At 57.8% G+C, this 13998-nt stretch carries 8 protein-coding genes and 2 pseudogenes; 6 read left to right on the top strand and 4 right to left on the bottom strand.

Features of this window, described 5'->3' with window-relative positions; all coding sequences use genetic code 11:
• Positions 1 to 18 precede the first annotated feature (18 nt).
• Both aceA and aceK read left to right on the top strand, forming a co-directional pair.
• Positions 19 to 1329: an isocitrate lyase gene (gene aceA / locus WLO32_RS19145; protein ID WP_435946569.1), complete on the top strand. Its 1311-nt coding sequence runs from the start codon at positions 19 to 21 to the stop codon at positions 1327 to 1329.
• A gap of 65 nt (positions 1330 to 1394) precedes the next feature.
• Positions 1395 to 3138, top strand: a pseudogene (gene aceK, locus WLO32_RS19140) (bifunctional isocitrate dehydrogenase kinase/phosphatase).
• Here aceK and iclR read toward each other — a convergent pair.
• A complete protein-coding gene (gene iclR, locus WLO32_RS19135; RefSeq protein WP_435946568.1) occupies positions 3135 to 3968 on the bottom strand; it encodes a glyoxylate bypass operon transcriptional repressor IclR in 834 nt (277 codons plus the stop codon). The pseudogene aceK and the gene iclR sit on opposite strands and share 4 nt — an antisense overlap.
• Before the next feature lie 194 nt (positions 3969 to 4162).
• Here iclR and metH point away from each other — a divergent pair, with 194 nt between their 5' ends.
• From metH to rluF, 4 genes are all read left to right on the top strand, one after another.
• Complete coding sequence (gene metH, locus WLO32_RS19130) at positions 4163 to 7846, top strand: methionine synthase (protein WP_435946566.1); 3684 nt, start codon at positions 4163 to 4165, stop codon at positions 7844 to 7846.
• Between the two features lie 121 nt (positions 7847 to 7967).
• Positions 7968 to 9599 (top strand): Na/Pi cotransporter family protein, encoded by a 1632-nt coding sequence (locus WLO32_RS19125; protein ID WP_435946565.1) that lies wholly within the window; start codon positions 7968 to 7970, stop codon positions 9597 to 9599.
• 63 nt (positions 9600 to 9662) lie between these two features.
• Positions 9663 to 10067, top strand: a complete 405-nt coding sequence (locus WLO32_RS19120) for a hypothetical protein (protein WP_435946563.1) — start codon at positions 9663 to 9665, stop codon at positions 10065 to 10067.
• Between the two features lie 253 nt (positions 10068 to 10320).
• The gene (gene rluF / locus WLO32_RS19115) at positions 10321 to 11196 is read left to right on the top strand and encodes a 23S rRNA pseudouridine(2604) synthase RluF (protein WP_435946562.1); all 876 of its coding nucleotides are present in this window, start codon (positions 10321 to 10323) and stop codon (positions 11194 to 11196) included.
• On the opposite strand, the gene WLO32_RS19110 is transcribed toward rluF, so the two are convergent.
• The 3 genes and pseudogenes from WLO32_RS19110 to lysC all read right to left on the bottom strand — a co-directional run bounded on the left by WLO32_RS19110 (position 11197) and on the right by lysC (position 13982).
• Entirely contained in the window at positions 11197 to 11469 is a 273-nt protein-coding gene (locus WLO32_RS19110; protein ID WP_435946561.1) for a DUF3811 domain-containing protein, read from the bottom strand.
• Between the two features lie 119 nt (positions 11470 to 11588).
• Positions 11589 to 12537, bottom strand: a pseudogene (gene panS, locus WLO32_RS19105) (ketopantoate/pantoate/pantothenate transporter PanS).
• Between the two features lie 95 nt (positions 12538 to 12632).
• A complete protein-coding gene (gene lysC, locus WLO32_RS19100; protein ID WP_435946559.1) occupies positions 12633 to 13982 on the bottom strand; it encodes a lysine-sensitive aspartokinase 3 in 1350 nt (449 codons plus the stop codon).
• Positions 13983 to 13998 lie beyond the last annotated feature (16 nt).

Genomic DNA, 13998 nt, shown 5'->3' with positions numbered 1-13998 from the left:
AAAAAAGGAGCATCTGCCATGACCAAAACCTCTCGCACCCAACAGATCCAACAATTACAACAAGAATGGACGCAGCCGCGCTGGGAAGGCATCAGGCGTCCGTACAGCGCTGAAGAAGTGGTGAAGCTGCGCGGTTCGGTGAACCCGGAATGCACGCTGGCGCAAAACGGTGCGGCGAAAATGTGGCGTTTGCTGCACGGCGAATCGAAAAAGGGCTATATCAACAGCCTCGGCGCGCTGACCGGCGGCCAGGCGTTGCAGCAGGCTAAAGCGGGCATTGAGGCCATCTATCTGTCAGGCTGGCAGGTGGCGGCGGATGCCAACCTGGCCTCCAGCATGTATCCGGACCAATCCCTCTATCCGGCGAACTCCGTGCCCGCGGTGGTCGATCGGATCAACAATACTTTCCGCCGTGCGGATCAGATCCAGTGGGCGTCGGATATCGAGCCGGGCGATCCTCGCTATGTTGACTACTACCTGCCGATCGTCGCCGATGCAGAAGCGGGTTTTGGCGGCGTGCTGAACGCGTTCGAGCTGATGAAATCCATGATTCAGGCGGGAGCGGCGGCCGTGCATTTTGAAGACCAGCTCGCATCGGTGAAGAAATGCGGCCATATGGGCGGCAAAGTGCTGGTGCCTACTCAGGAAGCTATTCAGAAGCTGGTGGCCGCGCGCCTGGCGGCGGACGTGATGGGCGTGCCGACTTTGCTGATCGCACGTACCGACGCCGATGCCGCGGATCTGATTACTTCTGACTGCGACGAATATGACCGTGAGTTTATTACCGGTGAGCGCACCCAGGAAGGGTTCTACCGCACCCGCGCGGGCGTTGAGCAGGCGATAAGCCGCGGACTTGCCTATGCGCCCTATGCCGACCTGGTGTGGTGTGAAACTTCAAAGCCGGACCTCGATCAGGCGCGCCGCTTTGCCGAGGCGATTCACGCCCGCTTCCCCGGCAAGCTGCTGGCCTATAACTGTTCGCCTTCCTTTAACTGGAAGAAAAACCTCGACGATAAAACCATCGCCTCCTTCCAGGAAGAGCTGTCGGCGATGGGCTACAAATACCAGTTCATTACCCTCGCCGGCATTCACAGCATGTGGTTCAACATGTTCGACCTTGCCCACTCCTACGCCCAGGGTGAAGGCATGAAGCACTACGTGGAAAAAGTGCAGCAGCCTGAGTTTGCGGCGGCGCCGGAAGGCTACACCTTCGTCTCCCACCAGCAGGAAGTGGGCACCGGGTATTTTGACCGGGTAACGACCATCATCCAGGGCGGGGCTTCTTCAGTAACCGCGCTGACCGGGTCGACGGAAGAAGAGCAGTTCTAGCTTCACGGGTTCCCTCTCCCTTAGGGGAGGGGGCAGGCTGAGGGGAAGTAACGACGGAGGCGCCCATGACGTCCAGGCTGGAACTGTTAGTCGCGCGCACCATCCTGCAGGGATTCGATGCGCAGTACGGGCGTTTTCTGGAGATCACCGCAGGCGCCCAGCAGCGCTTTGAGCAGGCCGACTGGCACGCCGTGCAGCAGGCGATGAAAAGCCGCATCCATCTCTACGATCACCATGTTGGCCTGGTGGTGGAGCAGCTGCGCTGTATTACCGGCGGAGAGAATGCCGACGCCGATTTTTTGCTGCGCGTGAAAGAGCAGTACACCAATTTATTGCCGGATTACCCTCGTTTTGAAATCGCAGAGAGTTTTTTCAACTCCGTTTACTGCCGGTTATTTGACCACCGCTCGCTGTCTCCCGAGCGGCTTTTTATCTTCAGCTCGCAGGCGGAAGGGCGGTTCCGTACCATCCCTCGTCCTTTATCGAAATTATTTTCCCCGACCCATGGCTTGCAGCCGCTGCTGGTTTCCATGCTGGGCGACCTGCCGCTGCGCCTGCCGTGGCAGGATTTAGCGCGCGACGCGGGCTATATCGTCGCCCATCTCAATGAGACCTTTGGCAGCGAAGCGCTGCGGGACGCGCAGCTGGAGGTCGCCAACGAGCTTTTTTATCGCAACAAGGCCGCCTGGCTGGTCGGCAAACTTGTTCTGCCGGGCGGGAAAGCGCCGTTTCTGCTGCCGATTCATCGTAGCGACGAGGGCTATCTTATCGTCGATACCTGCCTTACCAGCACCGCTGAGGCGAGCATCGTCTTTGGCTTCGCCCGCTCGTATTTTATGGTTTACGCGCCGCTCCCGGCCCGCCCTTGTGGAATGGCTTCGCGAGATACTGCCGGGCAAGTCTACCGCCGAGCTTTACATGGCGATTGGCTGCCAGAAGCACGGCAAAACGGAAAGTTACCGCGAATATCTGCATTACATCACCTCTACTGATGAACAGTTTATTGAGGCACCGGGCATTCGGGGAATGGTAATGCTGGTGTTTACGCTGCCCGGCTTCGACCGGGTTTTTAAGGTCATCAAGGATAAATTCGCCCCGCAAAAAGAAGTTAGCGCCGAAAGAGTTCGCGCCTGCTATCAGCTGGTCAAAGAGCATGACCGCGTCGGCCGTATGGCGGACACGCAGGAGTTTGAAAACTTCGTGCTGGATAAAAAACAGATAAGCCCCACGCTGCTGGCGCTGCTGCATGAAGAGGTGCCGGAGAAGCTGACCGATCTTGGCGAGCGCATCGCCATCAGCCATCTCTACATTGAGCGCAGAATGGTGCCGCTTAACCTGTGGCTGGAAAGAGTGGAAGGGCAGCAGCTGCGCGACGCCGTGGAAGAATATGGCAACGCCATTCGCCAGCTTGCGGCGGCGAATATTTTTCCCGGCGACATGCTGTTTAAAAACTTTGGCGTGACGCGCCACGGGCGGGTGGTGTTCTACGATTACGACGAAATCTGCTATATGACCGAAGTTAACTTCCGCGATATTCCTCCGCCGCGCTTTGCGGAAGACGAGCTGTCTGCCGAACCCTGGTACAGCGTGTCGCCGGGCGATGTTTTTCCGGAGGAGTTTCGCCACTACCTGTGCGCCGATCCGCGTATTCGTCCTTTGTTCGACGAAATGCACGGCGACCTGTTTCGGGCTGATTTCTGGCGCGCATTACAAGAAAGGATCCGCAACGGCCACGTGGAGGACGTCTACGCCTACCGCAGACGCCAGCGCTTCAGCCAGCGTTATGCGGATTTAAAGCAGGCGGGTTAACGCCCGCCGCCGTACGCCTGGGTAATTTCTTTCGCCGCTTTAATCACCAGCGCGCCAAGCTCGGTCACGCGGTCATCGGTAATGCGTGAAATCGGCCCGGAAATAGAGATGGCCGCAAACGCCTCATGATGTTCGTCATAGATACAGGCCGCGACGCAGCGCAGGCCCAGCGCGTGCTCCTCATCATCGAAGGAGTAGCCGCGTTTGCGGGTATGGGCTAAATCCTCTTTCAGATGCAGCGGGGAGGTGAGCGTCGCGGGCGTGTAGCTGTGCAGCCCTTTACGGTGCAGCAGGGTCGCTACCTGATCGTCGCTCAGGTTGGCCAGAAAGACCTTGCCCGCGCCGGAGGCGTGCATGGGCAGCTTGCCGCCAATCGGAGCGGACATGCGCATCAGCTGGGTGCACTGCACCTGGTCGATAATAATCGCCTGGTGATCGCTATGGTCCAGCACCGCCAGGTTCACCGTCTCGCCGGAATCTTCCATCAGCTTGCGCAGCATCGGGTGAACGATGGCCAGCAGGTTGCGGCTTTGCAGGAAGCTGCTGCCGACAACAAAGGCGTGCGCGCCGATCGTCCAGTGGCCGAGATCGCCAATCTGGCGTACAAAACCGAGCTGCTGCATGGTGGTCAGCAGGCGGTGGGTGGTGGAATTAGGCAAGCCAGCCTGCTGGGCAAGCTCGGTAAGCGCCACGCTGCCGTGAGATTCGGCAATCCATTCAAGCAGTTTTAAGCCGCGCGTAAGGGACTGTACCTGTCCGGTAGGCTGGGGAGCCGCCGCTGCGGCAGCGCGAGGTTTTTTGCCACGTTTGGCGGGAACGACTGCGACCATACCTGACTCCTTTTTTCATATCGTGGAAATCATTTTCGTTTTATTTGGCGATAATGCAACCTGCATCCGACTCATCGGAGCAGTCAGGTGAACATGTCTCATGTTCGATGTCTTTTACCCTTTGGTAACTTATGCCAGTATGGTCTGCTGGCCTTTTCGCCACTTCGACACGTTTTTGTATCCGGGAGCCTGAGTTGAGCAACAAAGTAGAAAAACTGCATCAGCAGTTGCAAGAACGCATTCTGGTGCTGGATGGTGGTATGGGAACCATGATCCAGAGCTACCGTCTTGAAGAGAGCGATTTTCGAGGGGTTCGCTTTGCAGACTGGCCGTGCGACCTGAAAGGGAACAACGACCTGCTGGTGCTAAGCAAACCGGAAATTATTGCCGCGATTCACTATGCCTACTTTGAAGCGGGCGCCGACATCGTCGAAACCAACACCTTCAACTCCACCACCATCGCCATGGCGGATTACCAGATGGAATCCCTGTCGGCGGAAATTAACTTCGAGGCCGCAAAGCTTGCGCGCGCCTGCGCCGATGAATGGACGGCGAGGACGCCGGAAAAACCGCGCTACGTCGCCGGAGTGCTGGGGCCGACCAACCGCACCGCCTCCATTTCCCCGGACGTTAACGATCCCGCTTTTCGTAACGTCACCTTCGATCAGCTCGTCGAAGCCTACCGCGAGTCCACCCGCGCGCTGGTGGAAGGCGGCGTCGACCTGATAATGATTGAAACGGTGTTCGATACGTTAAACGCCAAAGCGGCCGTTTTCGCGGTAAAAGCAGAATTCGAGGCGCTGGGCGTCGAGCTGCCGATCATGATTTCCGGCACCATTACCGATGCTTCGGGCCGTACTCTTTCCGGACAAACGACGGAAGCCTTCTATAACTCCTTACGCCACGCGGATGCGCTGACCTTTGGCCTGAACTGCGCCCTGGGGCCGGACGAGCTGCGCCAGTACGTCGCCGAGCTTTCACGCATTGCGGAATGCTACGTCACCGCGCACCCGAACGCCGGGCTGCCGAACGCCTTCGGCGAGTATGACCTGGATGCCGATACCATGGCCCGGCAGATTGGCGAATGGGCGCAAGCGGGCTTCCTGAATATCGTCGGCGGCTGCTGCGGCACTACGCCGGAGCATATCGCGGCGATGAGCAAAGCGGTGGCAGGCGTTGCGCCCCGCCGTCTGCCTGAATTACCCGTCGCCTGCCGTCTGGCCGGGCTTGAGCCGCTGAACATCGGCGCGGAAAGTTTGTTTGTGAACGTGGGCGAACGTACCAACGTTACCGGCTCCGCCAAATTTAAGCGCCTGATTAAAGAAGAAAAATATAACGAAGCGCTGGAAGTCGCGCTGCAGCAGGTTGAAAGCGGCGCGCAAATCATCGACATCAACATGGATGAAGGGATGCTGGACGCCGAGGCGGCGATGGTGCGTTTCCTGAACCTGATTGCCGGCGAGCCGGATATCGCCCGCGTGCCGATCATGATCGACTCCTCGAAATGGGAGGTCATCGAAAAAGGGCTGAAGTGCATTCAGGGCAAAGGCATCGTTAACTCCATCTCCATGAAAGAGGGCGTTGAGGCGTTTGTCCACCATGCCAAACTGGTGCGCCGCTACGGCGCCGCGATGGTGGTGATGGCCTTTGACGAAGTGGGCCAGGCCGACACGCGCGAGCGCAAAATCGAAATCTGCCGCCGCGCCTATAAAATTCTTACGGAAGAAGTCGGCTTCCCGCCGGAAGATATCATCTTTGACCCGAACATCTTTGCGGTTGCTACCGGCATTGAAGAACACAACAACTACGCCCAGGACTTTATCGGCGCTTGCGAAGACATCAAACGCGAGCTGCCGCACGCGCTGATTTCCGGCGGCGTCTCAAACGTTTCCTTCTCCTTCCGTGGCAACGACCCGGTGCGCGAAGCGATTCACGCCGTGTTTCTTTACTACGCTATCCGCAACGGTATGGATATGGGCATCGTTAACGCCGGGCAGCTGGCGATTTATGACGATCTCTCAGACGAGCTGCGCGATGCGGTAGAAGACGTGATCCTGAACCGCCGCGAAGACGGCACCGAGCGTCTGCTGGATCTCGCCGAGAAGTATCGCGGCAGCAAAAGCGACGACGCGGCGGCGGCCCAGCAGGCGGAATGGCGCAGCTGGGACGTGGCCAAACGCCTTGAGTACTCGCTGGTGAAGGGCATCACCGAGTTTATTGAGCTGGATACCGAAGAAGCACGCCAGCAGGCCGCGCGCCCGATTGAAGTTATCGAAGGGCCGCTGATGGCGGGAATGAACGTGGTCGGCGATCTGTTCGGCGAAGGGAAAATGTTCCTGCCGCAGGTGGTTAAGTCCGCCCGCGTCATGAAACAGGCGGTTGCCTACCTGGAGCCCTACATCGAGGCCAGCAAAGAAAAAGGCTCGACCAACGGTAAAATCGTGCTTGCTACGGTAAAAGGCGACGTTCACGACATCGGCAAAAACATCGTTGGCGTAGTGCTGCAGTGCAACAACTACGAAATTATCGACCTTGGCGTGATGGTCCCGGGCGAGAAGATTTTAAAAACGGCCCGTGAAGTGGGCGCCGATATTATCGGCCTGTCCGGGCTTATCACCCCGTCGCTGGATGAAATGGTAAACGTCGCCAAAGAGATGGAGCGCCAGGGCTTTACGCTGCCGCTGCTGATTGGCGGCGCGACGACGTCCAAGGCGCATACGGCGGTAAAAATCGAGCAGAACTACAGCGGCCCAACGGTTTATGTGCAGAACGCCTCGCGTACGGTCGGCGTCGTCTCCGCGCTGCTCTCCGCAACGCAGCACGATGAATTTGTAGCGCGCACCCGTAAAGAGTACGAAACCGTGCGTACCCAGCACGGGCGTAAGAAACCGCGCACCCCGCCGGTAACGCTTCAGGCCGCGCGTGAAAACGACCTGGCGTTCGACTGGGCGAGCTATACGCCTCCGGTTGCCCATCGTCTGGGCGTGCAGGAGGTTACCGCCAGCATTGAAACGCTGCGTAACTACATCGACTGGACGCCGTTCTTTATGACCTGGTCGCTGGCCGGGAAGTATCCGCGCATCCTTGAGGACGAGGTGGTGGGCGAGGAAGCGCAGCGCCTGTTTAAAGACGCCAACGACATGCTCGACAGGCTGCACGCGGAAAAATCTCTCAACCCACGCGGCGTGGTCGGCCTGTTCCCGGCAAACCGCGTGGACGACGATATCGAAATCTATCGCGACGAGTCGCGTACGCATGTGAGAACGGTGGCCCATCATCTGCGCCAGCAAACGGAAAAAGTCGGCTTCGCAAACTACTGCCTGGCCGATTTTGTGGCGCCGAAGCACAGCGGCAAAGCGGATTACATCGGCGCCTTCGCCGTGACCGGCGGCATGGAAGAAGACGCGCTGGCGGACGCCTTTGAAGCCCGGCATGATGACTACAATAAAATCATGGTGAAAGCCATCGCCGACCGTCTGGCAGAAGCCTTTGCCGAATATCTGCATGAACGCGTGCGCAAAGTGTACTGGGGCTACGCGCCAACGGAAAACCTGAGCAACGAGGAGCTGATCCGCGAGAACTACCAGGGGATTCGTCCGGCGCCGGGCTATCCGGCCTGTCCGGAACACACCGAGAAGGCGACCATCTGGGAGCTGCTGGACGTTGAGAACGTCATCGGCATGAAGCTTACCGAGTCCTACGCTATGTGGCCGGGCGCGTCGGTTTCCGGCTGGTACTTCAGCCATCCGGACAGCAAATACTACGCCGTGGCGCAAATCCAGCGCGATCAGGTTGAGGATTATGCCCGTCGTAAAGGAATGTCCGTTACCGAAGTCGAGCGCTGGCTGGCGCCGAATCTGGGCTATGACGCGGACTAGCCGTCAATATTAAAGTTTCGTTACACCAGACAGGGCGCTAAACAGGGCGCCCTGGCTATTTACGGCGATTAAAGACGTATACTTGACCTTACAGGGAACCAATAATTTATAAGGAGAAAGTGTGCTTACTTTACTGCATCTGCTTTCTGCGGTAGCGCTGCTGGTATGGGGCACGCACATTGTGCGTACCGGCATCATGCGCGTTTACGGCGCCAATCTCCGTAGCGTGCTCAGCCGCAGCGTTGAAAAGAAACCGCTCGCCTTCTGCGCGGGCATTGGCGTAACCGCGCTCGTTCAGAGCAGCAACGCCACCACCATGCTGGTCACCTCTTTTGTCGCGCAGGACCTGGTGGCGCTCACGCCTGCGCTGGTGATCGTGCTGGGGGCCGACGTCGGTACGGCGCTGATGGCGCGTATCCTGACGTTCGATCTTTCCTGGCTTTCGCCGCTGCTGATTTTTATCGGGGTGATCTTTTTCCTTAGCCGCAAGCAAACGCGCGCCGGGCAGCTTGGCCGCGTCGGCATCGGCCTGGGGCTGATTCTGCAAGCGCTGGAGCTGATCGTCGCCGCCGTCACGCCGATAACCCAGGCCTCGGGCGTACAGGTTATTTTCGCCTCGCTGACCGGCGATATCATGCTCGATGCGCTCATTGGCGCGATGTTCGCCATCATCAGTTATTCCAGCCTTGCCGCCGTGCTGCTGACCGCCACGCTCACCTCGGCCGGCGTTATTTCGTTTGATGTGGCGCTGTGCCTGGTGATTGGCGCAAACCTTGGCTCCGGTCTGCTGGCGATGATTAACAACAGCGCCGCCAACGCCGCCGCGCGGCGGGTGGCCCTCGGCAGCCTGCTGTTTAAGCTGGTGGGCAGCCTTATCGTGCTGCCGTTCGTGCATATTCTCGCCGGCCTGATGCACCGGCTGCCGCTGCCTGAATCCGAGCTGGTTATCTATTTCCACGTTTTCTACAACCTGATCCGCTGCCTGGCGATGGTGCCTTTTGCCGAAACGATGGCGCGATTCTGCCGCCGCGTGATCAGCGAAGCGCCGGAAGTGGACGCGCGCATGAAGCCCAAACACCTCGACCCAACGGCCATAGATACGCCGGCGTTGGGCCTATCTAACGCCGCGCGGGAAACGCTGCGCATGGGGGATTTGCTCGAACAGATGCTGGAAACCTGGAGCAAGGTGATGCACGGCGAGCCGCGGCAGGAGAAGGAGCTACGCAAGCTGGCCGATGACGTGGACGTGCTCTATACCGCCATCAAACTCTATATGGCGCAGATGCAGAAAGAAGAGCTGGCTGAAATTGAATCCCGCCGCTGGGCTGAAATTATCGAGATGTCGCTCAACCTTGAGCAGGCGGCGGATATTCTTGAGCGCATGGGCAGCGAAGTGGCGGATAAGTCCCTCGCCGCGCGCCGGGCGTTCTCGCCGGACGGCCTGACGGAGCTGGATAACCTCCTGCAGCAGCTCAAAAGCAACCTCAAGCTCAGCCTGTCGGTGTTCTTCTCGGCGGATGTGAACAGCGCGCGCCGCCTGCGGCGTAATAAACATCGTTTCCGCATTATGAACCGCCGCTTCTCTCACGCTCACGTTGACCGTCTGCATCAGCAAAACGTGCAGAGCATCGAAACCAGCTCGCTGCACCTTGGCCTGCTGGGGGATATGAAACGCCTGAACTCTTTGTTCTGCGCGGTGGCCTACAGCGTGCTGGAGCAGCAGGATGACGATGACGAAAGGGATGAATATTAATTTTCCCGGCCCGGCCGCCTGATGATAATCTGTTCCGTTAACTCAATAAAACAAATGGAATTTATGATGAAGCTTAAACAGATTTTAGCAGGGATGATTTGTATCGCGGCGCTGGCGGGCTGTTCGGCACTGGAAAGGACGGAGCCGGTCAGGACGCCAAGAACCCTCATCACCCAGCATGTCACGTCAGGGCAGGTTAAGGAGGCGATTATCAACGCCGGGCAAGGAAGAGACTGGATTATGGCTGAGGCGGGGCCCGGAGTAATTAACGCGACGCAGAACGTCCGTAAACACAGCGTGACTATTCGCATTAACTACTCAGAAAAAGAGTACAGCATTAACTACGTCAACAGCGTTAACCTGCTGGCATCGGACGGCGAGATTCATCGCGCGTATAACCATTGGGTGAATAACCTTGATAAGGATATCCAGAAGCGATTAAGCACGCTTGCTGCCTCATCCAGGTAATAGTTGTTAAAGGGCGACGATAATTTTTGTCGCCCGCGTTCCCTTAAATCCAATCTTATTATGGCGTCTTAGCCGCCAGCTCAATCCCCAACGTTATTGGCGCCTGAACAGGAGCGGCAATTTAAATCTGCAAAGCAGGACGCAAGGCCGTTGCCGTTTGTGCGAGACGCCTCGAGAGATACGGACAAAGTAAGTATCCCCTGTTCGCAACGCCCGAAGGGTAAGGTATAGTCCGTTTTTTTACGGAGGAACCATGCTGACCAACTCATCTGTACGTCTGAACAAATACATCAGCGAGAGCGGTATTTGCTCCCGTCGCGACGCCGATCGTTATATCGAACAGGGAAACGTTTTTATTAACGGCAAGCGAGCCGCGATTGGCGATCGGGTATTTGCCGGCGACGTGGTGAAGGTCAACGGTCAGCTAATTGAGCCCCGCAGCGAAGACGACCTCGTGCTTATCGCATTGAACAAGCCCGTGGGCATCGTGAGCACTACCGAAGACGGCGAGAAAGACAACATCGTCGATTTTGTGAATCACAGCAAGCGCGTCTTCCCGATTGGCCGCCTGGACAAAGATTCCCAGGGGCTTATCTTTCTGACCAACCATGGCGATCTGGTGAACAAAATCCTGCGCGCCGGCAACGACCACGAAAAGGAATACGTGGTGACGGTAAATAAACCTGTTACCGACGAGTTTATCCGCGGCATGGGCGCGGGCGTGCCGATGCTGGGCACCGTGACCAAAAAATGCAAGGTGAAGAAAGAAGCGCCCTTTGTGTTTCGTATTACGCTGGTGCAGGGGCTTAACCGCCAGATCCGCCGCATGTGCGAACACTTCGGTTATGAAGTCACAAAGCTTGAGCGTACCCGCATTATGAACGTCAGCATGAAAGGGCTGCCGCCGGGAGAATGGCGAGATTTAACCGACGACGAGCTGGTCGAGCTGTTTAAGCTGATTGAGAATTCTTCTTCCGAGGCGAAGCCTGCCAAAAAGCCGAAGGCGAAGCCCGTCGCGGCGAAAAACCCTTTGGTTGCTAAGGGGCCTAAAAGCGCGGCAAAAACCCCGGCAGAGCTGGCCTCACGCAAACGCTTTGCCCAGCCAGGACGCAAGAAGAAGGGGCGCTAGCTAGCGTTTTCCGCGCGTGTGGGTATTAGCCGACCACGAAAAGGTCGCGGATGGGTCAGGTTTAAAAGCCTTTTGTTTTTTCAGCGCGCGGGCTTTTTTGGCGGCAAGCTCGCGCTCGGCCATCAGCTTGTCGATATATTCTTTTTTGACGTGGTTGGTTTCTGAGTTGGTCAGCGGGCGGCCGTGCGCGATACGCGCGCGGTCGAGCAGCGTTTTCAGTTCGCGTTGCTCACTTTCCGTCATGTCTTGCTGTGTCAGTCTTGCTGTGGACATCGTTGCGACCTCGTAAGGAAAGAGCCCACAGTGTAAAGCAAAGCCCTCCCAAGCTCAGTAAAAATCACCCGCTTCGGGCGGTCTTATAAAAAAGCCCGGTTTCCCGGGCTTTTTCTTCTTCAGGCGCGACGTTTTTTCAAAGGCTTATCTTTTTTCTCATCAACAGGCTTACCGGACCAGTAGCCCGCCAGCAGCGAGCCGGAAAGGTTATGCCAGACCGAGAACAGCGCGCCAGGCAGGGCGGGCCAGCGGTGAGAAATAGATTTTCCCAAGCGTCGCGGCAAGGCCCGAGTTCTGCATGCCCACCTCAATAGCCAGCGTGCGGCAGGTTGACTCGTCGAAGCCAAACAGGCGTCCGCCCCAGTAGCCGCTCAGCAAGCCGATGCCGTTATGCAAAATCACCGCGACGATGACCATCAGGCCCACGGAGGCGATATTGCCTGCGCTGCCCGCCACCACGGCGCTGATAATCGCCAGAATGCAAACCATCGAAAGCGCGGGCAGGTAAGGCTCCACTCGTTTTACCAGGCGCGGGAAAAGGTGATGAACAATCAAACCAAGCCCGATAGGAATCACCACGATTTGCAGGATGCTGACCAGCATGCCCATTACGTCCACTTTAATGTCCGCGTCAACATAAAGCCTTGTCAGCAGCGGCGTGGCAAACACGCCGACCAGCGTGGAAACGGAAGAGATGGTTACCGAAAGCGCGACGTCGCCTTTGGCCAGGTAGATCATCACGTTGGAAGCCGTTCCGCTCGCCACGCTGCCCACCAGCACCATCCCGGCGGAAAGATCGGGCGGCATATGGAACAGCTTCGCCAGCACCCAGGCCGCCAGCGGCATGATCAGATAATGAAGGAACGTGCCTGCCGCTACGGGAGCCGGGCGCGAAAGCACGCGTTTAAAGTCGTCGATACGCAGGTGTACGCCCATGCCGAACATAATCAGCATCAAAAGCGTGCTGACCCAGGGGCCGATGGGGGTGAAGGTATCGGGCGTGTAATAAGCGAGTACGGAGAGCAGCACCGCCCACAGCGGGAAGAGCCGGGTTAATGTCGCGAGCATAACGAGATCCTTGCAGATGTATGTTGTGTTTTTTCTGGTTATAAAAATGCCGGGATCGAGCCCGGCATCTGGTATTCATCGCATGTACTGCGGTTTTATTCAAACAGATTATGATGCAGCTTGCGCACCACCTGCTCCGCGTCGTTGCCGGGCACCAGGAAGCACAGGTTGTAGCTGGATGCGCCGTAGCAAATCATGCGGATATTAAAGGGATCCAGTACGCCAAACACTTCTTTGCCCACGCCGCAGGCCTGGGAGAGCTTGTTGCCGATTATCGCCACCAGCGCGAGGTTTTCTTCCACCTCCACGCGGCACAGGGACGAAAGCTCGGTGAGTAAGGAGGTGGTCAGCAGGCTGTCGCCGGTAGAGGTTGAGCCGGTAGTGTCCAGCGTCAGCGCCACGCTCACTTCTGAGGTGGTTATCAGATCGACTGAAATATTATGCCGCGCCAGGATGCTGAACACCTCGGCCAGGAAGCCGCGTGAGTGCAGCATATTGAGGCTGTGCAGCGTCAGCAGGGTTTGTTTGCGGCGCAGGGCGATGGCGCGGAACAGCGGCGGGCTGTCCGTTTCGTTACACACCAGCGTGCCGCCCGCTTTCGGATCTTTACTGGATCCGACAAACACCGGAATTTCATGGCGTACCGCCGGCAGCAAGGTCGCGGGATGGAGCACCTTCGCGCCGAAGGTCGCCATTTCCGCCGCTTCTTCAAAAGCGATTTTGTCGATGCGTTTGGCGGTCGGCACTACGCGCGGGTCGGTGGTGTAGATGCCCGGCACGTCCGTCCAGATATCCACGCGGCCTGCGTGCAGCGCTTCACCCAGCAGGGCGGCGGTATAGTCGCTGCCGCCGCGGCCAAGGGTAGTCGTACGCCCTTTTTCTTCGCTGCCGATAAAGCCCTGGGTAATCACGATTGACTGCGCCAGACGCGGCTGCAGCTGTTGTTCGGTCAGCTCCGCCAGAGCGGCGATGTCCGGTTCGGCGCGGCCAAAGCGGTCGTTGGTGCGCATGATTTTACGAATATCGAACCACTGCGCATCCACGCTGCGCTCACGCATGATTTCGACAAACAGCAGGGTGGACATCAGTTCGCCGTGGCTAACCAGTTCGTCGGTCAGCGCGTTAGAAGTAGCAAGCGAGGCGGCTTCTGCCAGCGTGGTGATGTTTTCGAGCAGGCGTTCAATTTCCTCGCGAATGATCTGCGGGTTAGCCAGGCGCTCGACGATGTCGTACTGAATCTTACGGATGGCGTCGAGCTTCACGAAACGCTCCGTTGCCTCCAGCCCTTCGGCCAGCGCGACCAGCAGGTTGGTGACGCCCGCGGAAGCGGAAAGAACAACCAGGCGGACGTTCTCATCGGCGAGCACAACGTCGGCGCTGCGGTTCATGGCGTCGAAATCAGCAACGCTGGTACCGCCAAATTTGGCTACTACTGTCTGGGACATAACTTTCTCGGGTCAG

It is taken from the genome of Dryocola mayonis (assembly GCF_051307045.1).
Classification (GTDB): Bacteria; Pseudomonadota; Gammaproteobacteria; order Enterobacterales; family Enterobacteriaceae; genus Dryocola.
Note: the sequence above shows the minus strand (reverse complement) of the source record. Positions and strands in the feature narration are given on the sequence as shown.

Bases quoted from the DNA above. Each gene is read 5' to 3' on its own strand.
- WLO32_RS19120 (WP_435946563.1), top strand. From the start codon at position 9,663: ATGATGAAGCTTAAACAGATTTTAGCAGGGATGATTTGTATCGCGGCG.
- aceA (WP_435946569.1), top strand. From the start codon at position 19: ATGACCAAAACCTCTCGCACCCAACAGATCCAACAATTACAACAAGAA.
- rluF (WP_435946562.1), top strand. From the start codon at position 10,321: ATGCTGACCAACTCATCTGTACGTCTGAACAAATACATCAGCGAGAGC.
- iclR (WP_435946568.1), bottom strand. From the start codon at position 3,968: ATGGTCGCAGTCGTTCCCGCCAAACGTGGCAAAAAACCTCGCGCTGCC.
- WLO32_RS19110 (WP_435946561.1), bottom strand. From the start codon at position 11,469: ATGTCCACAGCAAGACTGACACAGCAAGACATGACGGAAAGTGAGCAA.
- lysC (WP_435946559.1), bottom strand. From the start codon at position 13,982: ATGTCCCAGACAGTAGTAGCCAAATTTGGCGGTACCAGCGTTGCTGAT.